Raw genomic sequence first — 25,528 nt, 5'->3', positions numbered from 1 at the left:
GTGTCATGACGCCTCCTTTCCGGCCAGCGCCGCATGACCCGGTGCGCCGTTGCGGCCGGCGGTGGCCAATGCGACGTGCAGGCTCTCGGTGATTGCCTTGGAGCGCAGGGCAAGCAGGCTGAACGACCCGGCGTCGCCGAGCCCGTGGCTGGTCTCGCAGAGGCCGTTGACGTAGATCGGCGGCACGCCGGGCTCGGTGCCGACCCGGTAGTCCAGGCCGACCGACAGCCCCAGCTCGTCGTCGATCCGCAGCACCCCGGCCAGCCCGGCGAGCAGCGCCGGAACGCGCTCGGCGCGGTCGTGCCCGCCGAGGTCGCGGTAGCCGGTGGCCAGGACCACCCGGTCCGCCGTGATCCGCTCCCGCTCGCCGGTGATCTGTTCGGTCATCGAGATCGTGACCGGACCGGACGAGCGCCACGCGCCATCGATGTACTGGTTGGTGCGCATCGTGACCCGGTTGCGGCCGTCCAGCTCGTCCTCGTACATCAGCGAGTAGAGCCGGTCGATCACGTCCCGGTCGGCCGAGGAGTAGTTGGTCGGCCGCAGCTGGGTGCGCAACCGGTCCTTGCCGGCCGGCGAGGCGTGAAAGTAGTAGTCGACGAACTCCGGGAAGTACACCTCTTCGGAGAACGGGCTGGTGTCCTTCAGCCGGTAGCCGAAGGCGGTCATGATGTTGACGATCTTCGCCCGCGGGAATCGCGCGGCCAGATCCAGCACGATCTCGATGGAGCTCTGGCTCGCGCCGACCACGGCCAGGGTGCCGTCATGGTCGGCGGGCAGGCCGGCGATCCCGTCCAGGTACGTGGACGAGTGCAGCACGTCCGGCCCGACGAGCCCGGCGAAGACCGGGGGGACGTAGGCCGAGCGCCCGGTGGCGATCACCACCGCGCCGGCGCGGATCAGCTCGCCGCCGGCCGTCTCGACCTCGACCGCCGGGTGCCCGCCGTCCGGCCCGGTCAGCCGCACCGCGGCGACCTCCATGGCGTAGTCCACGTCGGCCGGCACATGATTGGCCACCCACTGGACGTACCGCGCATACTCCTTGCGCAGCGGATAGTGGTCGGGCAGGTTCAGATACCTGAACAGCCGGCCGTTCTCGTGCAGATAGTTGACGAACGTGTAGCGGCTGCGCGGATTCCGTGGCGTCACCAGGTCCCGCACCGGGTTGTTCTGGATATCGGCGCCGTCGAGCAGCATGGCCGGCTGCCAACAGGGTCCGGACTCCTTTTCCAGAAACTTTACCCGCGCCTGCGGCCACAACTCTTCGAGTGCGATTGCCAACGCGATGTTCGCCGGTCCGAATCCGATTCCCACCACGTCATACCAGCTGTCTCCCCGTGCGGGCATGCATGCTCCATCGTTTTCCGAATAGTGGTTGTGTTTCGAGGAATTCGGCCGCCAGCCTAATCGCGGCGGCGGCCCGATCCGGGCCGTTGCGCAATCCGGATCGGGCCAATGGCCGGATCCGGCCACAAGGGGGTACACTCGCGGTCGCGGCGGCCTCGGAACCAGGCAGGGGCAAATGAGAACGGGGCTGACCAGTGTACTCTCAGAGCCGGCGGTGCGGCTCTACGAGCGGCTAATCGTCACCGGCGGCGTACCGCTCGCGGATCAGACGGATGTGCTAGGCGCCGATGCTGTGCGTGAATTGGTCGATAAGGGATTCGCGCGTGAACGGTACGTCGACCGGCCGGTACTCATGCCGGTCGAGCCGATCAGGGCGGTCGACAACGCGATCCTCACCAGACAGCGGGTGATCCTCGACCAATACCAGACGTTGCTGCGCTTGCGCGACGAGATGCAGGCGCTGCAACAAACCTATTTGTCCGCAACGCACCCGGTGGAGGACTCGCCGGACCTGGTGCGGGTGATCACCGACCGGGACGAGATCAGCGCGCTGTCGGTGGAGCTGTGCCTGTCGGCGCAGCACGATGTGGCCAGCCTGGAGACCGGTCGGTTCACCCGGCCGCCGGACCCGCGCTCGGCCCGCCGGCCGCCGGCCGAGGTGCTCGAACGCGGGGTCCGGTTCCGCAACATCTACACCCGCGCCGCGTTGGAGGTGACCGGCGCGCAGGACATGCTGCGCACCAGTCTGGACGCGGGCTGGCAGTGCCGGGTCTGCCCGGAGTTGCCGATGAAGATGGTGCTGGTCGACGAGCGGGCGGCGCTGCTGCCGCTCGGGCCGACCGGGATGGAGGGCGCACTGCTGGTCCGGGCCCCGGTGATCACCGCGGCGTTCCGGACCTACTTCGAGCTGCTGTGGAACAGATCGGTGTCGATGGACGGCAAGCCGTCCCGGTTTCCGCCGGAGCAGGACCAGGTGTTGCGCCTGGTCCTGACCGGAATGACGGACACCGCGATCGCACGGCATCTCGGCATCAGCGAACGAACCGTGCGCCGGCACGTGGGGGCGCTGCTGGAGATCTTCGGTGCGAGCAACCGGGTCACGCTGGCCGTTGCCGCGGTCCGGGACGGCTGGGTGGACTGAGCACCCGCCGCCCCGGACCGCGGATCCCCTGGGGTTACTGCCATTCCCACGGCAGCGACAACTGCACCGGGGCACACAGCCGAACCGGCGTCGAGGTCCGGGCCGGTGGCGGTGCGACCGCCGGAACCGCCGTTCCGCCGTCGGCGGCGACCGGGACGATCACCCGCCCGAACGTGCCAGGGACGACCCGGTGCACCCGCCAGTTGTTGGTATCGAAGAGCAGACACTGCGGTGGGCTGGTCGGGCCGTCCGGCGGCTGTGCCATGAGCATGATTTCGCCGCTGGGGTGGACGCCGAACAGCCAGTAGCCGTCGCCGACCACACCACTCACCCCGAACGGCACCCGGCCGCTCGGGTACCAGATGTCCTGGTACCCGTAAAGCGGGTCCCGCCACAGTCGATAGTTCGTGCCGTTCCAGAAACCTGTGGCGAATCCCCGGGCGGTCAACCCGGTAACCAGCGGACCACGAAACGTATCGAAGAGGCTGTCCGTTTCCGACATCGGCTCGCCGCCCGACGCCCAGTCGGGTTGCCGGTAGGTGCGCAGCGAGCGGCCGTACTCACCGATATGCAGGTAACCCGGCGCCGAGGCGAATACCACGGACTGCGCCCAATTGATCGAAACGCCGACCCGAACGGGTGCCTTCAATACCGTGCCGGCTCGTTCCTGCCGCCGCCACCACAACTCGCCGGCCGGCGTCGTGGCGTAAACCAGGGTGGCCGGGCCCGCGTCGACCGCGAAGACGTGCGAATACGGTCGCCAATCTCCGGCGTCGACGTCGGTTTTCGGGCCGAATTCTCCGGTTGCCGAACAGAACGGCATCTCCATCAGATGCCCGGACCGTGCGTCTACGGCGAAGATGTGCCGGGGGTCACAATCCTCATCGGCAACCGCTTTCGGTGCGAAAATCACCGGCCCGATGAGCAGTACCGCAAAAAACACGCGAACCCGGCCGCGCGCCAGTGAAACCGTAAAGCGTTTCATCTACGTTCCCCCTCAATAGCCCGCTTACGCCGCCAACGTACGTGCGCGCATCGGACACCACCTGTCCGAAACGGGCCATTGGCCGGACCCGGCCGACCGCCGGCTGCGGTCGGCGTCGCCGGGCGCAGCCCGTCGACCGGGCACAGGATCGGCGGCCGGATCCGCGGCGTCCCGGATGATTTGTGCACCGCCCGGCGTTGTTCGACGATGCCGTGATGATCGGGGTGTCGGGTCGGGAGGGGTGCCTTGCTGGGACTGGAGCTTGTCGTTGTGCTGGGGGTGGCGGTGCTGGTGTGCAGTGTGGCCGCGGAGCGGTTGCGGGTCGCGCCGCCGGTGCTGCTGCTGGCCTTCGGTGTGCTGGTGGGGTTCGTTCCGGCGTTGCGGGGGATCAGCCTGCCGCCGGAGGTGATGCTGCTGCTGTTCCTGCCGGCGCTGCTGTACTGGGAGAGCCTGACCACCTCGTTGCGGGAGATCCGCAGCAACTTGCGGCCGATCGTGCTGGCGAGCACCGCGTTGGTGGTGGCCACCGCGGCGGTGGTGGCGGTGGTCGCCCATGAGTTGGGGTTGGGCTGGGGGCCGGCGTGGGTGCTCGGCGCCGCGGTGGCGCCGACCGACGCCACCGCGGTCGGGGTGATCGCGCGGGCGCTGCCCCGGCGGACCATGACGGTCCTGCGGGCCGAGAGCCTGATCAACGACGGCACCGCGCTGGTGATCTTCGGGGTGGCCGTGGCGGTCACCGCCGGCCAGGTGGAGTTCGACGCCGGGCAGGTCGGCCTGCGGGTGTTGCTGGCCTACGCCGGGGGTGCGCTGGCCGGGCTGCTGGCCGCCTGGCTGGCGGTGCAGGCGCGGCGCCGGTTGGACAATCCGTTGCACGAGAACCTGGTCAGCCTGCTGACCCCGTTCACCGCGTTTCTGCTGGCCGAGTCGGTACATGCCTCCGGGGTGCTCGCGGTCGTGGTGTGCGGGTTGACGTTGAGCCAGATCGGGCCGCGGTTGGTCCGGGCCGATACCCGCCAGCAGGCCGAGGCATTCTGGCGGCTGGCCACGTTCGTGCTCAACGGTGCGCTGTTCGTCCTCATCGGACTGCAGGCGCACGCGGTGATCGGCGATCTGGACCGGGCCGAGGTGATCACCGCACTCGGCGCGATCGGGCTGGTCTCGGCGGCCGTGATCGGCACCCGGTTCCTCTGGAACTACACCATGCCGTACCTGATCCGGATGATCGACCGGCGCCCGCAGCAGCGACTGCGCCGGGTCGGCGCCCGGCAGCGGATGGTCAGCGCGGTGAGCGGGTTCCGTGGCGCGGTGTCGTTGGCCGCCGCGCTGGCCGTGCCGGAAACGACCAGCTCAGGCACGCCGTTCCCGGACCGGGATCAGATCGTGCTGATCACCTCCGGCGTCGTCGTGGTCACCCTGGTGCTACAGGCGCTGGTGCTGCCGGCGGTGGTGCGCTGGGCCCGGTTGCCCGCCGACACCGCGCTGGCCGAGGAGCGCCGGCTGGCCGAGGCGACCGCCTCGGAGTCCGCCTACGCCGCACTGCCGGAGATCGCCGCCCGGCTGCAGACCAGCGAACCGGTACTCACCCGGGTACGCGCCGAGTACGACCACCACCGGCAGGTGGTCAGCTCCGCCCCGGACGCCGACGAGACCGAGCAGCTGCTGCGCGCCGAAGCCGAGTACACCGCCCTGCGCCTGGAGTTGATCGCCCACAAGCGCGCCATCGTCGTGCGCCTGCGCGACCAGCGCGACATCGACGACACCGTGCTGCGACTCATCCAGTCCAAACTGGACACCGAAGAGGTCCGCCTGGCCCGCCGGGAGATCCTCGACTAATGCCTCGAGCTCAGCTCGCACGCCCGACCCGCCCGGGTACGCACGGCCTGACGCGTGCTCAGGCGCGCCGGGAGACCAACCCGTGGTTCGGTGCCGACGGTGGGGCCTGTTCCGTCGTGGATGCCGGACGCCGCGGCGGCAGGCCCGGCAGGGAACCGTCGACATGCTGACCAACCTCGTGCCGGGCGCCCGCTGGCACGACGCCCGCCCGGAGATCGACACCCCCCAGCACCGGGAATCCGGCTGCGCGGCCGCGGCCTCACGTTGATGCCAACCACCTTCTGGACCGGACGGCCGATGCTCGCCGACGCCCCCGGCGAGCCGCACACTCGGTCTTTGGGTACGAAACGTTCGGGCGGCCGGCCCGGCGGGGTGAGGCTATGCTCCGAACGGGACGGATCGGAGAGGCTTTGGCATTGGCGAAGGCTTGTGTGGTCGGCGGTGGGGCGACGGGGACCGCTCTACTGTGGACGCTTGCACAGGATCCCGTTGTCTGCCAGCGGTGGCAGGCAACCTTGCTCCACAATGGATCCGCGCTCGGCGGCCACTCGATGACCGTGCCGATCGACTACCGCGGTGTGACCATTCCTGTCGACATCGGCGTACAGTTCGTCGCGCCGATGCTCTACCCCAACGTGGCGGCGATGCTCGGTCTTCCCGAGTTCCAGCAGCGGGTGGGCCTGACGCCCTTCGACGTGCTCGAGGTGGCGTGTGCGTTCCCCCGTAACCCGCACACGGGAGCGCCGCGCAACTGGGGCAATTTTCCGGCATACCAGCACGGTCCGAACTTCGCGCTCTACGACGCGGACATGGCCGCCGACGCCGCTCGCTTCCAGGATTTCATCGAAGCAGCCCTTTTCCTGGGGTGGGGCGAGCGGACACTGGCGGACTTTTTCGCCGACCCACCGATCGTGCTCGCCGACCAGCAGCGGTTCGTGGACTTCCTCGTCTCGCCCTACATGAGCATCATGAACGGCTACGGCAGCGCGGACCTCGACCAGGTGACCTTCGGCGACGTCGTTCCGCTGTTCGCGACGATCCCCGGACTGCCGACGCCGCTGGCGGCGTTCACCAAGCCGGGCACCGGCTGGGCGCGGTTCGATCCTGGAAGCTCCACGTGGGTGCAGACCATGAGCGACCTCGCACAGCGGACGCTGACCGCCGACGTCCGCCTCGGCGCCACGGTCACCGCGGTCTGGACGGACCGGGAGACTCCGGGCAACCCGGTGCACGTGGTCTGGACCGACGCGCAGGGCGAGCACGAGGAGACGTTCGACAAGGTCGTCCTCACCACCGACATGTGGACCTGCGCCGCGCTGCTGGACAACCCGCACAACGCCGCGCTCTGGCGCGAGCTCTACGCCTCCTACATCGACCCGGCGCAGTGGCCGTTGCTCCCCGGCGCGTGCTACATCCACACCGACGAGACCATCCTCTCGCCCGACCTGACCGAGCAGCTCGAGACGCTGCAGTTCACCGCCTACTACGCGCCCACCCGTGCGGCCCCGGGTTACGACCTCGCCCGGACCTTCACCACCTACATCCTCAAGAACCTTCTCGACGACCCCGCCGCCGACGGCCTCTACCTGACGATGTACGGCGACACCGCCGAGAACACCCGGATGCCCGACCCGGCCAGCGTCCTGTTCAGCCAGACGTGGACCCACGGCATGTGGGCGGCATCGTTCATGGGCGGTCCGAAGTCGAGCCTGCACCTGGCCCAGGGCCTCGGCCGGTTCGACTATCCGGGACAGCGAGACACCAACGTCTACTTCGCCGGCAACAACACGACCACCGACTCCGAGGAGGGAGCCCTGGACTCGGCGATGGCGATCGCCAACTACGCCTTCGGCGCGAAGTACCCCATCCCCGGGGCGCATCCCATCGCCGTGGCCATGTTTCTCATCTTCTACCTCGACGTGATGTTCCCGGACGCGCCGCTGCAGCACCGGTTGGCGGCGGTCAGGTCGCTGCACCAGCGCTGACCGCCGCCACCTTGCGCCGCGTCCCCGCGAAGCCGAACCGCCGGGCGGCCTCGTCGGCGCACTCCAACAGCGGGCGGGCCCGCGTCGCGTCACCCGGTCCGGCGCGCCGCATCATGGCCCGCGCCAAGGCCACCTGGGCCTCGGCGGCCCAGTACGGCAGCGGCACCGCCGCGGCCGCGCGCACGGCGGCCGCGGCATGGTCCACGGCGGCCGCCAGGTCGCCGGTCGCGGCGGCCAGCAGTCCGAGCTGGTGGTCGACCGGCCCCTCCCGGACCACCTGGTTGAGCAGGAAAAGCCCGCCGCACGGCCGCAACCGGTCGTAGAGCCAGCCCGCCGCCGCGGCGTCGGCCACCGCGCCGGCGACCGCCGCCAGCGTGCACAGCACCTGCACCTGGAGTTGGGAGGCCGGCGGCGGCGCCGGGTGGTCGAGCAGGTCCGCGGCGACCGCGCGGGCCTCGGCGAGCGAGCCGGACTCGGCGTGGATGAGGGCGATGGTCGGCCTCAGGTCGTAGTCGGAGAACGCCGGCAGGCCGCTCAACAGGGGCAGCAGCTCGTCGGCGCGTCCCTGCTGGCGGCGTAGATGCAGGAGCTGGGCGCCGTGGGCGAGCACGGCATCCGGCTCACCCGCGTCGGACCCGATCCGCAGGGCCGCCCCGGTCGCGGCCTCCGCCTCGGCGTGCCGCGACGACGCCTGCAGGCGTCCGGCCCGGGACAGGGCCGCGACCCAGCGCAGGTAGGGCTCGCCGATCTCGTCGGCGATGCGGCATTCGGCGTCGAGGTGCTCGTCGGACTCGACCGTGCGGCCGCTCTCCCAGCAGGCGAGGCTGCGCAGCCGGGCGGCGAGGAAGCGCAGCCGCCGGTCGGGCGACGTGGCCGCGAGGCCGACCAGCTCCGCGCTGTCGGCCAGCCGCTGGTGGTGGGTCGAGGGAGCCCAGGTCGCCTCGAAGCGCATGGCCAGCACCCGGCCCAGCACGTCCGGGTCGCCCAGCTCGCGCGCGCCGTGCACCGCCTCGTCGGCCAACAGCCGCCTGCGCCGCGCCGCCACGGTGCCCAGCAGCTCGACGGCCAGGGTCGCGCCGAGCAGCGGACGCTGGGGATGGGCGCGGTCACCGGTGGCCGACATCGCGGACTCGAGGAGCGCCACCCGTTCGGCATCGAGCCGGCCGCTGCTGGAGACCGAGCCCCGGTTGTTGGCGACCACGGCACGCACCAGCCGGTCGGTGTCCCCGGCCGACTCCGCGAGCCGCCCGGCGGTCAGCAGCGTCTCGCGGTAGCCCTGGTCACCCACACCCCGCTGGGCCTCGCCGAGCCCGATCAGCACATCGATGTGCAGCCCGTCGCCGGTCGCCTCGCCGAGCCGGGCGACGGCCTCGCGGAACCACCGCAGGGCCTGGTCGGGGGCCAGGTTGGACAGGGCGTGCTCGCCCGCGCGGCGGGCCCAGTCGGCGGCGTGGCGAGCCTCGTCCGGCCGGTGACCGAGCAGCCAGTGCCGGGCCAGCTCACCGGTCCGCGCGCCGCCGGCACCCGGTGCCCCCACCTCCATCGATTGGGCCACCCGCCGGTGCAGTCGCCGCCTGCGGGTCACGCCGACCTGCTCGTAGAGGGTGCGCTGGACGAGCGCATGACCGAAGGCGAAGTTCCCGGCATCGCCCGGCAGCTCGACGAGCAGGCCGGCGGCGATCCCGAGGTCGAGGTCGTCGAGCACCTCGTCCTCGCCGGCACCGACCACCTGGGCGAGGGTGACCAGATCGAAGTCCTGGCCCAGGACGGCGGCCTGGGTCAGCACACCAGCGGCGCGCTCACCGAGCCGGTCCACCCGCCGGATCACCACCTCGCGGACCGTCTCCGGCAGGCCGAGGCCCACCGCCGCGCCGGGCCCGGACGCCGTCCAGCCGGCGGAGGCCGGGCCGGCGGCGAACCGGTCGGCCAGGTGCCGCAGCAGCTCGCGGGCGAAGAACGGGTTGCCCCCCGACTCGCGGCCGACGGCGTGGGCCCAGCCGACCGCGTCGCCGCCGAGCCTGCGGCCCGCGGCCGACTCCACGAGCGGCACCAGGTCCTGGTCGGCCAGCCCGGTGAGCGCCAGCCGCACGGCGTCCGGCTGGCGAAGCAGCTCGTGGACCGTGCCCGCCGCGGCACCACCGGCGGCGAGCTCGGTGTCGCGGTAGGTGACCACCAACGCCAGCCGGCTCGGTTCGGCGGCGGTCGCCAGGTAGCGCAGCAGCAGCAGGGACGGTTTGTCCGCCCAGTGCAGGTCGTCGACGACCAGCAGCACCGGCCGGTCCGCCGCGGCCCTGGTCAGCAGCGCGGTGACGGCACGGAACAGCAGGTGGCGCTCGGTCTGCGGATCGGTGCCCTGGCCGGACCCGGCCAGTGCGGCCCGCGGGCGCAGCTCGGGAACCAGGCGCAGCAAACCGGTGCCGTACACGCCGAGGTGATCGGCGACGAGCTCCGCGGGCAGGTGGGCGGCGAGCTGCGTGAGGCCCTCGACGACCGGCCGGTAGGCGAGCGTCACCTGCTCGTCGCAGCGCCCGTAGAGGACGAGCGCACCGGCCGCGTCGGCCTCGCGGGCGGCATGCGCGACGAGCGCCGTCTTGCCCATGCCCGCCTCCCCCGCGACCAGCACGATGGCCGGCGGGCCGGGCCGGGCCGGGGCCAGGCGCCTGCGGACCGCCTCGAGCTCGTGGACCCGCCCGACGAGCAGCCCGCCGCTCTCGGTGCCCAGCCGGGCCGGGAGGCCGGGACCGCCCGATGTCCGGCCGCCCGGCCCCGGCTCGGCGTGCAGCAGGTCGAGAAACAGGGCCTCGGTTTCCGGGGACGGGTCCGTGCCCAGCTCGGCGGCGAGCAGTTGACGACACTGCTCGTAGGCCACGAGAGCCTGGGCCCGGTTGCCGCCGCCGGCGAGGACGGACATGAGCAGCCGGTGCGCCGACTCCCGGAACGGATCGAGGTCGATGACCTCCCGCGCCGCCACCGCCGCATCGGCGGGCAGGCCGGCGGCGAGCCTGGCCTCGGACAGGGCGTGCAGCGCGCGGATGCGCAACTCCCGCAGCCGGGCCCGGCGCTCCCTGATCCACTCCCCGTCGGCCTCGAGCAGCAGCGGCCGTCCGGTGATCCGGTCCGCCTCAGCCAGGCGTCCCACCGCCTCGGCGGCGCGGCCCGCGGCCAGCGCCCCGATGGCGTGCTCGACCTCCAACGCCGCCTCCTCCAGATCGACCACGGTGCACCCGGGCAGGCTGAGCTGGTAGCAGCCGGAGGTCGCGCGGACGGACGACCGGCCGTCAAGGCCCGCGTCCTCGAAGGCGGCCCGCACCCGCGCGACCGCGGTGCGCAGCACCGACTCCCACGACGGCGGCGGCTCCTCGCCCCACAGCAGCGCCGACAGCTCCTCGCGCCGGACCGGCCGGGCGCGCTCGAGGACGAGCATGGCGAGGACGACCCGGGCCTGCTGCGAGCGGAGCTGACGACGACCGGCCGGGACGCCGTCCACCTCGATCGAGATCTCCCCGGTCAGCGTGATGTGCAGCGATCGCGTGGTTGACGCCTTCCGTGCGGGTCCCGGCGGGTGCCGGCGAGGCCGATTGTGTCGGCACTTCGCCCGGCGCGCGATCGGAGCCGGTCTGCGCCGGATCTGCGGGCGGTCTGCACCCGATTCCTAGCGTCGGAAGCACCCGCAGGACCGTCCTGTGGCGACACCCTCGAAGGAGCGATCATGGCCAACTACACCGTCTCGGTCCTCATGTCGAAGGAGACCGTCAACAACCTGTCCCAGAACAACTTCGTGCTGTACGGCTTCAAGGCCGTGCGGACCACCCTGCCCGGTGCGCCGCTGGTGTGGTTCCAAACCACCGCCTACGGCGAGACGACCGAACTCAACTGGACACAGAGGTTCCGCGCGTACACCTCCAGGAGCAAGATCGTCCCCGGTGGGCTGATCAGGGCGACCAACTCGTATGACATCGACCTCGGGCAGACCCTCGAGGTGACGGACAAGAGCGGCACCGGCTCGGTGGTGCTGGCCGGCAACCCGGGCGCGGTGTCGATCCTCAATCAGACGAGCACCGAGTTCACCTGCGGCGTCTCGGAGATGCAGCCCGACGGCGGGGTCACACCGATGTGCGCGTTTCCCCTGTTCGGCAACAACCTCGACGTCATCGCTCCGGTCGAGCGGATCCTGCTGACCTTCTCCACGACCCCGGTCAACACCGGCACGGTCATCTACCAGGCCTACAGCCCCGGCGTGCTCATCGATCTGACCGGCACGGACAGCCGCACGGTCGGCTACGACATCAACGCGGGCTGGTCGTGGGGCGGCGGGGCCTGGGGGCGGCAGATCGCCCCGTCCCAGAACCTCGTCCCGCTGCTGATCGAGACCAGCACGGACCTGAGCCAGCAACCGCGGACCGGTCTGCCGCCGGCCACCGAGGTCGCCACCGGGTCGCAGGTCGCCACCGGATCGCTGGTCGCCGCCAACGGCAGGGCCGGCTGAGCCGTCGCGCGAACCCGCGCCGGGTGTCCGGCGCCCGGCGCGGGTCCGTGGCACGAAACCGAGGAGGGATCGATCATGCCCAACTACCTGAGCTGGAACGTCTACCACGGGACCATCGGCGGGGTCACCCCGGTCCAGCGGATCGTCCAGATCGTCACCGTCGGCATGCTGAACAACGTCGACGTCATCTGCCTGCAGGAATGCCCACAGACCATCCTCGACGGCGCGATCGGGCCTTTCGGGACGCCCGGCCCGGCGTCACCGGTCGTGCTGGCGCTCAACGCGGGCGCCGCAGGCTGGGCGGCGTTCTACTCACTGCGGCAGGCCTGGAGTGAGAACAATCCCAACAACCCCAACAGTTCCGTCACCGCCGACGGTTATCTGATCTTCTACCGGAACGCCACGTTCGCGGGCAACGGCGCCTTCGGCTACTACCAGCCGAACGCCTTCGTCGACCTGATCGGCAACTACCTGCGCCCTCCGGTGCGCCTGCAGCTCAACCTGGCCGTCGGCGGTGTCGTCACGGTGATGAACTGGCATGCCAACACCGGCGCACCGCAGGTGGCCTCGGCGATCGCCGCCCTCAACGCACTGCTCGGCAACGCCAACGGGCAACCCAACCTCACCGTTGTCCTCGGCGACTTCAACTACGGCGGCCCGCTGAACAACCTGTTCGCCGGGCTGGCCCCGCCGTTCAAGAACTGGGACGACTGGTTCGTCAACATCACGAGCCCGACCGGTGCTCCGGTCTCCGCCGGCCTGGACCACATCCTCACCAGCCAGCCGTCGGTCGAGATCCTCGCCGCCGTGCTGACCTTCAAGAGCGACGCCTACCACTATCCACTCGCCGTCAGCGTGTAGCGCCGTCGCCGCCGGCCCCGCCGGAGACGTGCGGTGCGGATCAGCCGGGCGCCCAACGCGAAGGCGACGATGGCCGGCGGCAGCGCGCCACCGACGTCCGCGCCGGCGCTGCTGCCCGGGTGGCGTCAGAGCTGGAGTAGTCGGTCGATCTCGGCGAGTTGGGTCGGTGTCAAGGGCCCGGCGGTCAGTGCGCCGGCGTTGTCCTTGGCCTGGGCCGGGGTGCGGATGCCGGGGATCGGGACCGTGCGCGGGCTGCGGGCCAGGATCCAGCCAAGCGCGCCCTGGGCGAGGGTGCGACCGGCACTGGTCAGGATGTCCCGGATGGCGTCGAGGCGGCGCAGAAACTCCGGCGACGGGCGGCCGTCGCGGAAGTAGGCCACCCAGGTCTGCCCGTCCGTGCCCCGCACATCGCGGGCCGCCAGTTGGGAGTTCCGGTCGTACCTTCCGCCGAGCAGGCCCATCGCCAGCGGAGCCCGGTTGATGCTGGCCAGATCGTGCTCCGCGCAGACGGCGAGCATGTCCGGGGCGTCCTCGAACACGTTGAGCACGTGCTGGGTGGCCGTGCAGTGCGGGCCGGCGGCGAACGCGGCGGCCTTGGCCGGATCGTCGGTGCTCCACCCGTACCCGCGGATCAACCCATCGTCCACAAGGGACTCCAGGGTGGCCAGGATGTCGTCGACCTGCTCCGGCTCGGCGTCACAATGCAACTGGTACAGGTCGATCCCCTCGGTGCCGAGCCGATCCAGCGACGCCCGGCAGGCCGCGCGGATGTAGCCGGCGGAGGTGTCCGTTCCGATCCGCGCACGGCTCGCCTCGTCGAAGGTGTTGCCGAACTTCGTGGCGATCACCACCTCGTCGCGGCGACCGGCCAGCGCCCGCCCCAGCACCCGCTCACTGTGTCCCGCGCCGTAGGTGTCCGCCGTGTCGATCAGCGTGACACCCAGGTCGAGCGCCTGACGCACCGCGGCGATCGACTCGCCGTCATCGACCTCGCCCCACCCCGCCTCCCGGCCACCGGCACTGAACGGGCCGCCGATCGCCCACGCCCCCAACCCGATCGCGCTCACCTCGACACCACTGCGCCCCAACTTCCGCATAGCCGAACAGTCTGCCGGCTGGACCGCGCTCCAGGTCAACCCAGCGCGCCACGCACGACGGCACGACATCCGCCGCTTGCCGCCCACCCCGGGCTTCCGAGTCTTGACGCGGATCAGTCAGCCTATCGGTAGATAGCCGAAGCTCGGTGAGCCTTGGACATTGAGGTAGAAGCCAAGTGTGGGAAGGACGACATGCTCGAGATCGCCGAACTGCTGACCGAATACGACCGCGCCCGCACCTACACCGACGAACTCTGGCGCGACCTGTCCACCGAGGAACTGCACTGGCGTCCCCGGCAGGACTTCAGCCCCATCGGCTGGCACCTCGGACACCAGGCCCACGTCGCGCACTTCATGATCCGCAACCTGACCGCCGCCGAACCCAGCCCGGCACCGGACCTGGACGGCGTCATGGACTCCGCCAACCCCGAAGCACACCGGCTGCCCCTGCCGGATCCCCGGCGCATAGCCGATTTCCGGTCCACCGTCGCCGAGCGCGTCCACGCCAGGATGAACGCCATCGGCGCCGGCACGGTAGGCGCCCCCGCACAGCTCACCATCGTCGCGCAAGCGCTGCTCACCGCACTGATCAACCACGAATACCAACACGACCGCTGGATCGGCGAGGTACGCAACCGCGACCTCGGCCACCCACTCCCGGACGACCCCACCTCCGACCGGATCACCACCGTCGACGGATACCTGGTCGTGTGCGGCTGGAACCCGTGAAACGGGCGGTGCTCGCCGCCGGTTACCGCCGCGAGGTCGGGTAGCGGCGGTCGCGGGCGGACCAGCAGCCCTGGTGCCAGTGCCGCCGGTCCTCGACCGTTCCGGTCTCGGTGGCCGGCCACACCACCAGATGCGCCACTCCGGGCCGGATCTCGTGGTCACAGCCCGGGCACCGGTACACCTTGCTCGCCCACTCCCCCGGTACCCGCTGCACGATCCACTCGCCGTCGGCCGCGGACTCCAGCCGGCGCGCGCTCACCCCGCCGGCCGTGGACCGGGGCTCGGCGCGGTTGGCTCGGTTACGGCGCGGCACGACGCATCACGGTATTCGACAGTGCGGATCGCGGCACTTGCTCAACGTGCGCTGCGGGTGAACCCGAACAGGTGCTGGGCGACGCGGCGTAGCTGGATTTCCTCGCTGCCCTCGGTGATCCGGTAGCGGCGGTGGTGGCGGTAGATGTGCTCGAACGGTTTGTGCCGGCTGTAGCCGAGTCCGCCGTGCACCTGCATCGCGCGGTCCGCGGCCTCACACACGAACCGGTTGGCGCGGTAGTTGCACATGGAGACTTCGGCCGAGAGCTCCGTGGTCCCGCTGAGGCCATCCGGCTGCTCGTCGAGATGGGCGGCTGTGTCGCGGATCAGCGCACGCAGCATGGCGGCCTCGGTGTGCAGCTCGGCGAGCGGCCATTGGATGGCCTGGCGGGTGGCCAGCGGCTGGCCGAAGGTGACGCGCTCGCGGGCGTAGCGCACCGCCTCGGCCACGCAGTACGCGCCGGCACCGAGGCTGGCGGCGGCCTGGCGGATGCGATTCTCGTGGACGAAGTGCTGGGCCAGGTCGATACCGCAGTCCACCTCGCCCACGACCGCGGAGCGCGGTACCCGTACGTCGGTCAGTCGGACCTCCGCGTGGTCGGAAGGCATGTTGAACGTCCACCACACGAACGGCACCTCGAAGCCGGGAGCATCGGTCGGCACCAGGAACGCCGTGATGCCCATGGCGTCGCCGGGCGAGCCGGACGTTCGGGCGAACACGAGATCATGAGTGGCGCCAGGCAGTCCGGTGTTCCAGCGTTTGGCGCCGTTGATCACCCAGTCGTCGCCGGAGCGGATCGCGCTCGTCTGCATCCAGGTGGCGTCGCTGCCGTGGTCGGGCTCGCTGAGCGCGAACGCGATGGGCCGGCGGCCGGTGATCGCGTCCTCGATGTGTTCGGCGCGCTGCTCCGGCGTGCCGAACCGGTGCAGCAGCGCGACGACCGGGAAGTTGCCGACGACGGACGACTCGTCCTGCAGGTCGTTGTGCAGGCCGAGTCCTTTGGCGGCGAGGTGTTCCCGGATGATCGTCATGGCCAGGTTCGAACCGTCGCGTCCGCCCAGTTCCACAGGCAACGCGTAACGCAGGAAGCCGGCTCGATCGGCCAGCAGCCGCGCCTGGGCGAGCAGTGCCCGCCACTCCGCACGCGGCACCCCACCGGCCTCGAAGTCGGTCCTGGCCCACTCCCGGCGATGGTCGAAGAACCGGGCGTTGTCGTCCATGTCCTGTAGTGGAACGATTTCCGCAGTGATGAACCCGTCCAGGTCGGCCAGGAAGCCGGCGACATCATCGGTCACGCTGATCAGAATATCGGCGCGGATGACCGCGGGTAGCGCATCGTTGAGGTCGCGTATGCGACCGATCCCAGGTTGAATGACTCGTTCCGTGAGTCCGCGGGTTCGTGGTGCATCCGGCTCGGGTCCGCAGCCCGCAGGACAAGCTCGGGTCGAGCACCGTGTCCTTATATGAGGTCGAATTTCTTGCTGGAGAACAATTCCGGGACCTCGATGCGTGCGATGACGCCGGAATATCGCGGGGATGCAGGTGCATGGCGCCAGGCGCTCATGCGCGGCTCAAGCTCGCCCAGCTCCTCGACATGCTTCCCGAACGGCTCGCTTTGGCCCGGTCCAACCGGTTGCCGCACGACGACGACTTCGACGAGTTGATCGTCGAGCGGCACCGCAACGCCTCAACCGTGATCACCAGCAACCAGGGACTCTCCGTCCCTTTCCGTCGCTAGCGGATTCACAGAACATCACCTCGAGCCCAAGTCCGGTACGTAGAACTTCGTCGTGGCCTCGACCGCGGCCGCGACCTGTTCCGGGTCGCCGCCGGCGGCGAGATGAGCCTGGCCCCAGGCCGCGGCGCTGCGCCGGCTGAACTCGCGCCCCTCGGGCGACTTGTCGAACTCGGCCAGGTTCTCGATCTCGTCGTCGGCCAGGAGCCGGGCCAGGGCGAGCAGACCCAGGTCCCAGCCGACGCCGCCGGCGCCGGGGCCGTAGGTCGGGAAGTAGTGCGGGTCGACGACCGACGCGTGGATCAGCTCGAACTCGGTGTCGCCGGTCGGGCCCGGGGCCAGGCGCACCTCGACCTCGCTCGTGCCCTCCCAGGCATCGGCGTCCGGGCCGAAGAGCCAGGACACCTTCAGCAGCCGCGGCGGTTCGCACCGGAGGATCTCGCCGTGCCCCATACCCTCCAAGTCGAACTTCCCGCCCAGCCGGAGATCCCCGGTGGCCGGTTTCAACCAGCGGCGCAGCCGCTCGGGGCTGGTGATGGCGTCCCAGACGTCCTCGACCTCCGCGTCGTACCGGCGCCGGAGCTCCACTGTGTACGCCTCGCCGGCCGGCACGCTGCCCGTGCCCATCACCCGCTGCACGGCGGCCAACTCGTCCAGTACGTCCTTCATGTCATGTCCTCTCGGTAGGTGGATCGGTCCTGCCCGGATCGGTGCGGAACCCGGCCGGCTTGGCGAGCGCTCCACTGGCCCGGGTCCGGCGTGCGCGCCTGCCCCGGGCCAGCTCGGTGCCGAGGGCGTCGAGGCGTTGTTCCCAAAACCAGCGGAACCGGTCCAGCCACGCATCGACCTCGCGCAACGGCGCGGGCTCAACTGTGTAGAACCGGTGGGTGCCCTCGGCCCGCACCGACGCGAACCCGCTGTCGCGTAGCACGCGCAGATGTTGGGAGACAGCGGGCTGGGAGATGCCGAACTGGGCCCGGATGACGTCCGTGACCGCCCCGGAGGTCTGCTCACCGTCGGCCAGCAGTTCCAGAATGCGCCGGCGCACAGGGTCGCCAAGAACGTCAAACGCGTGCACGACGAGCGAATGTACCGGCTTCGACTTATATAAGTCAACACTGTAATTCGGCGGCGTGTCGGGACCCGGAACACCTCCCCTGGATCGACCCGACCCCTCCGTCCTGACGAACGGCTCGGGGTCAGCGGCTTGGCCGATCAGAAATCCTCCGCCACGTCGTCAGTTCTGGTAGCCCTCTGGCACCGGTGGAAGGATTGATGACCATGACCGACGCTAGACCGCTGGGCGCCGACGAGGCCACGTTCATCGCGGCGGTCCGCTCAGGCGATACGGCGCGGTTCGCGCTCATCACGGAGCGCCACCGGCGTGAGCTGCAGGTGCACTGCTACCGGATGCTCGCGAACTACGAGGACGCCCAGGACATGACGCAGGAGACGTTGCTGCGAGCGTGGAACAAGCGGGAGTCGTTCAAGGGCCACGCTGCGCTGCGGACCTGGCTGTACCGGATCGCGACGAACGTCTGCCTCGACTTCCTGGACAAGCGCAAGGACCGCACACCCGTACCGTCCGAACTGTCGGACTCCGGCTCCGAGCTGCTGTACCTGCAGCCCTACCCCGACCGGATGCTCCCCGAGGACCCGCAGGAATCGGTGGTGGCGCGGGAGACGATCGAGCTGGCGTTCATCGTCGCCGTCCAGCACCTGCCGCCGCGGCAGCGGGCGGTGTTCATCCTGCGCGACGTCCTGGGCTGGCCGGCGTCCAAGGCCGCCGATGCCCTCGAGCTGACCGTCGCATCGGTGACCAGCGCACTGCAGCGGGCGCGCGTGACGATGCGCGAGCAGCTGCCCGACCGCCGCCTCGACTGGCGCAGCCCCGCCACCCACGAGCTGTCCAATGACGAGCGCGGCGTGGTGAAGTCCTACATCGACGCCCATGAGCGCAACGACCTCGACGGGCTGATGTCCCTGCTGCGCGACGACCTGCGCTTCGCGATGCTGCCCGAGCCGGGCACCTTGATCATGACGGCCAAGGATGCGGTGGACGGCTGGGTCTCCGGTGGGCTCTTCCAGCGCGGCCACGACGACTGGCGCTGTATCGCCACGATGGTCAACCGCATGCCTGCCGCCGTGCTGTACCTCCGCACCCCCGACGACCCGCAGTACCGGCTGTTCGCCATCGCGGTCCTGCACATCGTCGACGGGAAGATCGCCGAGCTCACCGGATTCGATGCCACCGACAAACCATGGCTGGACCTGCCCCCGACACTGTGATCACCTGACCTGGCCGCACGAGCCGAGCATGTGGCCCGTTGCTCATCGCCTCGTCTCGTATCGCGTCAGCACCACGCCGCCGGGAAACGTCCGCGTCTCCACGAGGTTCAGGTTCACCCAGCTGTCCAGCGCCGTGAAGAACGGCGTGCCGCCGCCCACCAGGACCGGGTAGGTGGCCAGGGCGTACTCGTCGATCAGCCCGGCCCGCATGGCAGCCCCGGCGAGCGTCGCGCCGCCGATGGTCATCGGGCCGCCGTCCTCGGCCTTGAGCCGGGTGATCTCGGCGACCGCGTCGCCGGTGACCAGGCGGGTGTTCCAGTCGACCTTGTCGATCGTCGAGGAGAACACCACCTTCGGCGTGTCCCGCCAGTTCCGTGCGAACTCGATCTGCGCCGGGGTCGCGTTGGGCTGCTGGTCGCCGGTCGGCCAGTAGGAGCTCATCGTCTCCCACAGCTTGCGCCCGTACAGCGTCAAGCCGCTTGCCCGCTCATGGTCGAGCCACCACCCGAACAGCTCGTCGCTCGGCGGCCCGCCCCAGCCGATGTCGTCGCCGGTCGCGGCGATGTAGCCGTCCAGGGCCACGTTCATGCCGAAGATCAGTTTCCGCATCATGCCAGCCTCCCGTGAGTCGATCTCATACGTACAGACGGGCGCGGCACGAAAACCTAATCTGTGCGCGTGCTGCGTCCGCCGGTGCGGCTGCGCTTCGGGCTGCCGGCCGCGGCCCACGGCGGCCGTTTCCAGTGCGATCTGGTCGCTGATGCCCTCGAAGAGCACCACGGCCACGGCGGTTGTCGACCTTCGCCAGGGCGTGGGCCATCGCCCGGGTCGTGGCGTCAGGGCCACTGTCGTGGCAGTGCCCTGGCCTGCGTTTTGATGTCCCACACGCTCACTCTGCTCGAGGTGTGGGCGCTGTCGAACTCCACCACGGCGAGCTTTCGGCCATCGTCGCTGAATACGACGTTGAGCGCGTTTATGCCGAGGACGGAAGTTCTCGCGGCTGTTCGACGTTCGAAATGTCCCATAAGCGTGTATGGCCGTTCCGCCATCTCGCTCCGGAGAGCGTCGGGTTGTTGTCGGCGCGGACATCGACGGCGTCGTCGATGCCGCGCGGGCCGTGGATTGTCGACAGGACCGTGGTGTCAACCCGGGGTCCGGCGCCGGCGCTGAGGTTCCCGTCGGGCGCCAATGCGGTCGCCCACGACCTTCCGAACGATGGCATTGCAGGAAACGGGGCCCGCCTTCGGCGCGGCCAACGCATTCCTTCAACCGGAAGGCGGTGGCAATTATAGATATGAAGGCATTGGAGATAGGGATATCCGTTCCAGCGCGGCGCTGATAACATCTATTGGATGAGCATTTCCGGCGATTGGCACCAGCTGGGGTACAATTTCGCGACCTTCGACGTTTGTTAGCTGGCGTCCGCTTGTGCCGGCCCGGCCGCGGGCGTGGGGTATCCGCGGCCTGGCCCATTCGAAGGCCACCGCCACTCGGCCTGGGTGATCATGGCGGTGCGGCGAGGGTGTCAATCCACCGTTCGAGGTGCCGCACTTGGCCAGACATGAGTTCGGGGTCGCGCAGCGCGCTGGTCAGCAGCGCGCCTCCCTGGACGCCGGCGAACAGGGCGGTCGCGAGCTCGCGCGCGTCACGATGGCCCAGGTTCTGCAGCTGGATCTCCATCCACTCGAGGATGCGCCGGATTGGTCGGGCCGCCTCGATGTCCAGGCCGTCGTCGCGCCGGTCGAGCTCGGCGGTCAGCGTGCCGAACGGGCAGCCGTAGCGGGCGACCAGGTCGCGCATCTGCTCCCACCGGCGCACCAGCGCCGTGAGCCGCTCCGCCGGCCCGGAAAGCTCCGCCAAGGCGCCGAGCATGGCATCGACCTGGCCGACCTGGGCTTCGATCACGGCCCGGACCAGGTCGTCCTTGGTCTTGAAGTAGTAATAGATATTTCCCACGGGAACATCGGCCGCGTGCGCGACGTCGGCGAGCGTGGTCGCGGCGACACCCTGGCGGTGCAGCAACTCGGCCGCGCCGGCGACCAGCCGCTCCCGCTTGCCGCCGCGCGCGGTGCGTGAGTCAGTCATCTCACTCAGACCCTAGCCCGCCCGGGGTCAAGACTGCTACGGTCGAGTTAGTCAGTCATCTAACTAACTCGTGAGGAATTCGATGAGCAGTTCCGATGACACCGTCCTGGATCCACCGCACCGACTCGTGATCAGCTACCGCGGCCGGTACGATCCCGGCCTGGCGGCCGAGCCGTCCAGCCGGGTCAGCTGGCTGATCGAGCCCGATGCGGATGGGGTCACTCTGCTCACCGTCGTCCACGACCAACTCGACACCGCACCGAAGACCGCCGAGGCGGCCGAGCGATGAGCGCCCTGTCCACCTACGGATCCTGGGCCGTCATCACCGGAGCCTCCTCCGGCATCGGCCGCGCTTTCGCTGAACACTGCGCGGTTGGTGGACTCAACCTGGTGCTGGCCGCACGCTCCACCGACCGGCTCACCGCACTGGGCCGGGACCTCACCCGGGTCCACTCCATCGAGCACCGCGTCGTCACCGTCGACCTCAGCCACGCCGACGGCGCGGCGGAACTCCTCACGGTCTGCCAGGACCTCGACGTGGGACTGCTGATCTCCAACGCCGGCAACGGAAACCCCGGCCGGTTCCTCGACCAGGACCTACCCGACCTGCACCAACGCCTCATCCTCAACACCACCACCCACCTGGACCTGGCCCACGGCTTCGGCCGCCGGTTCGTCCAACGCGGCCGCGGCGCCATGGTCCTGGTCTCCGCCCTCGGTGCGATGCACGGGCTGCCCAACATGGCCCACGAAAGCGCCGCGAAATCCTACGTCCTCAACCTCGGCGAGGCGCTGCACCATGAACTGAAGCCGGCCGGAGTGAAGGTCATCGTCATGCTCCCCGGCAACGTCGACACCCCGATCATCGACCGGTTCGGCCTGGACCGAACCAGCCTCCCGATCCGACCCCTTCCCGCGGCCACCGCCGTCCGACAGACCATCCACGCCCTCCACACCGGACACCCCATGATCGTGCCCGACCGGCGCCTGCGTCTGCTCACCCGGCTCACCCCACGCCGAATCTCCATCCGGCTCAACGGCCGCATGCTCGGCCAAGCCGCCACCAACCTCGCCACCCGAGACACCGACCCGCGCACCGAGGCCCACCCCTAGGTGAAGTCAGACCGTCCAGGTGGGACGGTCAACCCGATGACCGCGGTGCACGCTCATCCCTTCACGGCCCCTGCGGTGAGGCCTTCGGTCAGGAATCGTTGCCCGAACCCGTACATGAGCACGACCGGGATGCTGATCAGCAGCGAGGCCGCGGCCAGTTGGCCCTGCGGTACGACGTCGCCGAAGATCATCGATTGCATGCCGACGGGCAGTGTCTTGTAGTCGTCGTTGGTGATGAACACGAAGGCGAACAGGAACTCGTTCCAGGCGTTGGTGAGCGTGAACAGTGCGACCGCGAGCAGGCCGGGCTTGGCCAGCGGCAGCACGATCCGGACGAACGACCCGAACCGGGTGCAGCCGTCGACCAGCGCAGCCTCCTCGAGATCGGCCGGGATCGTCTTGAAGTAGCCAACGAGCAGCCACGTCGCGAACGGCAGGGTGAACGTGGGGTAGGCGAGCACGAGCGACCACAACGAGTCGTTGAGCCCGATCCCGCTCATCAGCTGATACAGCGGGATGAACAGCAGCGCGCCCGGCATCACGTAGGTGAGCAGGATCGTCACCGTGAAGCTCTGCGAACCCCGGAACCTCAGCCGCGCCAGCGCGTAGCCGGCCAGCGCCGCACAGATCAGGGCGATCACGGTGGACGCCACCGACACCAGGATCGTGTTGACGTACCAGGTGCCGAACGCCTTTCCCGTGAACAGGTTGGTGAACTGCTCGGTGCTCCACGGGGTCGGCCACAGGTCGTCGGTGCGCGCGACGATCTGGTTGTCGGACTTGAAGGCCGTGACCGTCATCCAGTAGAGCGGAACCAGCACGAAGCCCAGCAGACCCACCAGCGCGACCCCCGTGCCGGCGCCGCCGACCAGGCGTGCGGCCAGCCGGTTGCCCCGCGCGGCGAGCGCGGAAACGACCCAACCGACGGCGGCCGCGAGCACCACGAACACGCCCAGCACGAGCGCGGCCTTCCACACGATCTGCGGCGACGCCCAGACCAGGATGAGCGTCGAGGCCACGACGATCACCCACGGCAGTGCTCGGCGCTGAGCGGGAGTCAGCCGCCTGCGCCCTGTGTCGCCTGCGCCCGGCAGGTCGCTGCGTCGCATCATCCGCACCAGGATCACCACGAGGATGGCGATGATCGGCAGCATCACCAACGTGACCGCGGCGCCCGCGCCCAGCTGCAACTGCTGGATGGCCTTCGAGTAGGCCACCATCACATACGGGGCGGTGGCGTCCCCCGGTCCGCCCTGGGTCATCAGCCAGATCAGGTCGAAGTTGTTGAACGTCCAGATCGACGACAGCAGCACCGTCACGATCATGATGTTGCGCAGCCCCGGCAGCGTGATGTGCACGAAGCGCTGCCACGCCGAGGCGCCGTCCACCATCGCCGACTCGTAAAGACCGCTGTCGATGGCCTTGAGCCCGGCGAGGAACGTCACCGTGAAGAACGGGATGCCCTTCCAGACGTTGACCAGGATGACCGCCGGCATCGCGAGCGCGGGATCGGACAGCCACTCCGCGGGCCACCTGTCGACGAGCCCGATCGCGGCGAGGCCGGGCCCGATCCCGGAGTCGGTGAGCAGGACGTTGACGCTGCCGAAGATCGGGTCGAACAAGGACCGCCAGGTGAAGGCCGTGACGACCGTCGGCACCACCCACGGCAGCAGGATCACCCCTGCGATGATCGCCCGGCCGCGGCGCATGTGGTGCAGCATCAACGCCGCGATGAGACCGAGGGTCACTTTGAAGATCTCGGCGTACGCGGTGAAGACGAACGAGTTGAGCACGCCCTTGTGGAAAACCGCGTCGTCAATGAGGGCGGTGTAGTTGTCCAGCCCGACGAAGACCGTCTCGGCACCGTGGCGCTCCGTGGCGCTGGTGAAGATCGAGCTGACGATCGGGACCAGGATCAGACCTGCGACCAGCAACAGCGTCGGCCCGATGAACACCGCAGCGAGGCGCCAGTCGCGCCCGAGCAGCCGCTGCGATGTGGTGAGCGAGGACGACGCGCTCGGCGCCGGACGGGCCGGCGCCGGCCGCTGACGCAGGACGGTCACTGCTTGTAGCCCTGCTGTTCGAAGACCTGGACGATCCGGGCGTGGGTCGAGGCAACGGCCTCGGCCGGCCGGGTGCCCTGGATGACCGACTGCATCATGTCGGTCAGCAGATAGGCGGCGGTGGCGGCTTGCTCGCCGGGGCTGGGGGCCTGGGGGAACGCGTAGCCGGTCTTGGTGGTCAACGGGAGCCGCGCGCGGGTCTGCTCCCGCAGCGCGGCGAAGGCCGGGTCACCGCTGGTGTAGTACGGGTCGGAGTCCCATACCTTGTCCCACGCGGGGTTGACCAGGCACGGTGCTCCCTTCGCGACACCGAGCAGTGCGCTCCCGCTGACCATGTACTTCGCCACCAGCTTGGCGAGGTCGGGGTTCTTGGCTCCCTTGAACACGACGAACGAGTTGGACTGGCCGAACGCGAGGGGCTGGTCGATCGCCGGTCCGGTGGCGCCGTTGAACGGGTGCGTGTTGGCGTAGACCGGGTTGTTCTTGGTCTTGGAGTCGGCGTAGACGCTGAACTGGTTGCGGGTGTAGCCGAGGATCCCGGCGAGCCAGTTCTCGTTGTTGCTGGAGTCGGTCCAGGCGGCCACCCCGGGCGGCAGCATCGGCTTGTACTTGGGGTTGGTGTAGATGTCGGCCAGGAAGGTCACGGCCTGGACCGTCTCGGGGGAGTCGAACGTGACCTTCCTGCCGTCGTTGGAGGCGACCGACCCGCCGTAGGCGTTGATCAGTGCCTCGATCATGCCGTTGGCGTCACCGGACCGGTTCACGGTCATGCCCCAGCCGAACCGGCGCTTGGACGGGTCGGAGATCTCCAGGCACAGGTCCCGCAGTTCCTCCCAGGTGTAGATCTCCTTGGGGGTGATTCCCTTGTCTTGCATCCAGTCCTTGCGCAGGAACGACCCGATCCCGATGAAGTGGTACGGGATCGCGAACCACTTGCCGTCGAAGACACAGAAGTTCTTCGCCTCCGCACAGGGCTCGCCGTACTTGCCGGTCAGCGCCTTGACGACGTCCGTCACGTCCTCCAGGTCGCCCAGCGCCTGGAACTGCGCGACGAACCGGGAGTCGGTCATGAACGCCAGGTCGCGCGCCACCCCGCCCTTGACCTCGGCGTCGATCTTGGCCACCACGTCACCGGCGTCGGCCTGGACCAGGCTGTTCTCGATCTTCGTCCCGGTGGCGTCGGCGAACTTCTTGATCGATCCGTCGAGCTGATCGTTGGCCGCTGTCGAGTACAGCTTCTGCGACAGCAGCCCCATCGAGGTGCCCTTCATCGACGCCGCGGCGTCGAGCAGTTCCTTGGGAACATCCGGTTGCACGCTGGTGGGCGAGGCGGACGTGCCCCCGCACGCGGCCAGGCCGGCCGCGCCGAGCACCCCCGCCCCCATCCCCAGGAAGTCGCGCCGGGACCACACCGGGCGTTCCTTCATGACCATTCGCCTCCTTCATCTCCCTCACCGCCGGGGCCC

At 69.7% G+C, this 25,528-nt stretch carries 22 protein-coding genes; 9 read left to right on the top strand and 13 right to left on the bottom strand.

Annotated features, from left to right (window positions below; genetic code table 11):
• Positions 1 to 3: 3 nt before the first annotated feature.
• Positions 4 to 1,347, bottom strand: a complete 1,344-nt coding sequence (locus VFV67_RS03395) for a SidA/IucD/PvdA family monooxygenase (protein WP_326467100.1) — start codon at positions 1,345 to 1,347, stop codon at positions 4 to 6.
• Between the two features lie 301 nt (positions 1,348 to 1,648).
• Between VFV67_RS03395 and VFV67_RS03390 the strand changes: the two genes are divergently transcribed.
• Positions 1,649 to 2,488, top strand: a complete 840-nt coding sequence (locus VFV67_RS03390; protein ID WP_326467099.1) for a helix-turn-helix transcriptional regulator — start codon at positions 1,649 to 1,651, stop codon at positions 2,486 to 2,488.
• 34 nt (positions 2,489 to 2,522) lie between these two features.
• On the opposite strand, the gene VFV67_RS03385 is transcribed toward VFV67_RS03390, so the two are convergent.
• Positions 2,523 to 3,473: a hypothetical protein gene (locus VFV67_RS03385; protein WP_326467098.1), complete on the bottom strand. Its 951-nt coding sequence runs from the start codon at positions 3,471 to 3,473 to the stop codon at positions 2,523 to 2,525.
• 246 nt (positions 3,474 to 3,719) lie between these two features.
• Between VFV67_RS03385 and VFV67_RS03380 the strand changes: the two genes are divergently transcribed.
• Positions 3,720 to 5,306: a Na+/H+ antiporter gene (locus VFV67_RS03380; RefSeq protein WP_326467096.1), complete on the top strand. Its 1,587-nt coding sequence runs from the start codon at positions 3,720 to 3,722 to the stop codon at positions 5,304 to 5,306.
• 380 nt (positions 5,307 to 5,686) lie between these two features.
• Positions 5,687 to 7,291, top strand: a complete 1,605-nt coding sequence (locus VFV67_RS03375) for an FAD-dependent oxidoreductase (RefSeq protein ID WP_326467094.1) — start codon at positions 5,687 to 5,689, stop codon at positions 7,289 to 7,291.
• Here VFV67_RS03375 and VFV67_RS03370 read toward each other — a convergent pair.
• A complete protein-coding gene (locus tag VFV67_RS03370) occupies positions 7,269 to 10,778 on the bottom strand; it encodes an ATP-binding protein (protein ID WP_326467093.1) in 3,510 nt (1,169 codons plus the stop codon). The two genes, VFV67_RS03375 and VFV67_RS03370, sit on opposite strands and share 23 nt — an antisense overlap.
• A gap of 222 nt (positions 10,779 to 11,000) precedes the next feature.
• On the opposite strand from VFV67_RS03370, the gene VFV67_RS03365 reads away from it, so the two are divergent.
• Together VFV67_RS03365 and VFV67_RS03360 are read left to right on the top strand one after the other, a co-directional pair.
• Complete coding sequence (locus VFV67_RS03365) at positions 11,001 to 11,777, top strand: hypothetical protein (RefSeq protein ID WP_326467092.1); 777 nt, start codon at positions 11,001 to 11,003, stop codon at positions 11,775 to 11,777.
• 75 nt (positions 11,778 to 11,852) lie between these two features.
• On the top strand, positions 11,853 to 12,638 hold the full coding sequence (locus VFV67_RS03360; protein ID WP_326467091.1) for an endonuclease/exonuclease/phosphatase family protein: 786 nt from the start codon (positions 11,853 to 11,855) through the stop codon (positions 12,636 to 12,638).
• Positions 12,639 to 12,763: 125 nt separating this feature from the next.
• Here the strand turns inward: VFV67_RS03360 and VFV67_RS03355 are convergent, their stop codons facing one another.
• Positions 12,764 to 13,735, bottom strand: a complete 972-nt coding sequence (locus VFV67_RS03355) for an aldo/keto reductase (protein ID WP_326467090.1) — start codon at positions 13,733 to 13,735, stop codon at positions 12,764 to 12,766.
• A 192-nt stretch (positions 13,736 to 13,927) separates the two neighbouring features.
• Here VFV67_RS03355 and VFV67_RS03350 point away from each other — a divergent pair, with 192 nt between their 5' ends.
• Positions 13,928 to 14,464, top strand: a complete 537-nt coding sequence (locus VFV67_RS03350) for a DinB family protein (RefSeq protein ID WP_326467089.1) — start codon at positions 13,928 to 13,930, stop codon at positions 14,462 to 14,464.
• Between the two features lie 22 nt (positions 14,465 to 14,486).
• Here the strand turns inward: VFV67_RS03350 and VFV67_RS03345 are convergent, their stop codons facing one another.
• From VFV67_RS03345 to VFV67_RS03325, 5 genes are all read right to left on the bottom strand, one after another.
• Positions 14,487 to 14,777, bottom strand: a complete 291-nt coding sequence (locus tag VFV67_RS03345) for a hypothetical protein (protein WP_414636160.1) — start codon at positions 14,775 to 14,777, stop codon at positions 14,487 to 14,489.
• A gap of 41 nt (positions 14,778 to 14,818) precedes the next feature.
• On the bottom strand, positions 14,819 to 16,072 hold the full coding sequence (locus VFV67_RS03340) for an acyl-CoA dehydrogenase family protein (protein WP_326467087.1): 1,254 nt from the start codon (positions 16,070 to 16,072) through the stop codon (positions 14,819 to 14,821).
• Positions 16,073 to 16,236: 164 nt separating this feature from the next.
• Complete coding sequence (locus tag VFV67_RS03335; RefSeq protein WP_326467086.1) at positions 16,237 to 16,455, bottom strand: hypothetical protein; 219 nt, start codon at positions 16,453 to 16,455, stop codon at positions 16,237 to 16,239.
• Positions 16,456 to 16,530: 75 nt separating this feature from the next.
• Positions 16,531 to 17,181 carry an SRPBCC domain-containing protein gene (locus VFV67_RS03330; RefSeq protein ID WP_326467085.1) on the bottom strand — a complete coding sequence of 217 codons (651 nt, stop codon included), beginning with the start codon at positions 17,179 to 17,181 and terminating at the stop codon, positions 16,531 to 16,533.
• A gap of 1 nt (position 17,182) precedes the next feature.
• The gene (locus VFV67_RS03325) at positions 17,183 to 17,590 is read right to left on the bottom strand and encodes a metalloregulator ArsR/SmtB family transcription factor (protein WP_326467084.1); all 408 of its coding nucleotides are present in this window, start codon (positions 17,588 to 17,590) and stop codon (positions 17,183 to 17,185) included.
• A gap of 203 nt (positions 17,591 to 17,793) precedes the next feature.
• On the opposite strand from VFV67_RS03325, the gene VFV67_RS03320 reads away from it, so the two are divergent.
• Positions 17,794 to 18,801: an RNA polymerase subunit sigma-70 gene (locus tag VFV67_RS03320; protein ID WP_326467082.1), complete on the top strand. Its 1,008-nt coding sequence runs from the start codon at positions 17,794 to 17,796 to the stop codon at positions 18,799 to 18,801.
• A gap of 42 nt (positions 18,802 to 18,843) precedes the next feature.
• Here the strand turns inward: VFV67_RS03320 and VFV67_RS03315 are convergent, their stop codons facing one another.
• Both VFV67_RS03315 and VFV67_RS03310 read right to left on the bottom strand, forming a co-directional pair.
• Positions 18,844 to 19,410, bottom strand: a complete 567-nt coding sequence (locus VFV67_RS03315; protein ID WP_326467127.1) for a dihydrofolate reductase family protein — start codon at positions 19,408 to 19,410, stop codon at positions 18,844 to 18,846.
• An 894-nt stretch (positions 19,411 to 20,304) separates the two neighbouring features.
• A complete protein-coding gene (locus VFV67_RS03310) occupies positions 20,305 to 20,886 on the bottom strand; it encodes a TetR/AcrR family transcriptional regulator (protein WP_326467081.1) in 582 nt (193 codons plus the stop codon).
• A gap of 82 nt (positions 20,887 to 20,968) precedes the next feature.
• On the opposite strand from VFV67_RS03310, the gene VFV67_RS03305 reads away from it, so the two are divergent.
• Complete coding sequence (locus VFV67_RS03305; protein WP_326467080.1) at positions 20,969 to 21,175, top strand: SRPBCC domain-containing protein; 207 nt, start codon at positions 20,969 to 20,971, stop codon at positions 21,173 to 21,175.
• The gene (locus VFV67_RS03300; protein ID WP_326467078.1) at positions 21,172 to 21,999 is read left to right on the top strand and encodes an SDR family NAD(P)-dependent oxidoreductase; all 828 of its coding nucleotides are present in this window, start codon (positions 21,172 to 21,174) and stop codon (positions 21,997 to 21,999) included. Before VFV67_RS03305 ends, VFV67_RS03300 begins: the two co-directional genes overlap by 4 nt.
• 53 nt (positions 22,000 to 22,052) lie before the next feature.
• On the opposite strand, the gene VFV67_RS03295 is transcribed toward VFV67_RS03300, so the two are convergent.
• Positions 22,053 to 24,062 carry an ABC transporter permease subunit gene (locus VFV67_RS03295; protein WP_326467076.1) on the bottom strand — a complete coding sequence of 670 codons (2,010 nt, stop codon included), beginning with the start codon at positions 24,060 to 24,062 and terminating at the stop codon, positions 22,053 to 22,055.
• Positions 24,059 to 25,489, bottom strand: coding sequence for an extracellular solute-binding protein (locus VFV67_RS03290; RefSeq protein WP_326467074.1), 1,431 nt, complete (start codon positions 25,487 to 25,489; stop codon positions 24,059 to 24,061). The genes VFV67_RS03295 and VFV67_RS03290 overlap by 4 nt, the downstream gene beginning before the upstream one ends.
• Between the last annotated feature and the right edge of the window lie 39 nt (positions 25,490 to 25,528).

It is taken from the genome of Actinophytocola sp. (genome assembly GCF_035762905.1).
In the GTDB taxonomy this organism is placed as follows: Bacteria; Actinomycetota; Actinomycetes; order Mycobacteriales; family Pseudonocardiaceae; genus DASYTH01.
The sequence above is the reverse complement of the archived record's forward strand: the minus strand, read 5'-3'. Positions and strand labels throughout refer to the sequence as shown.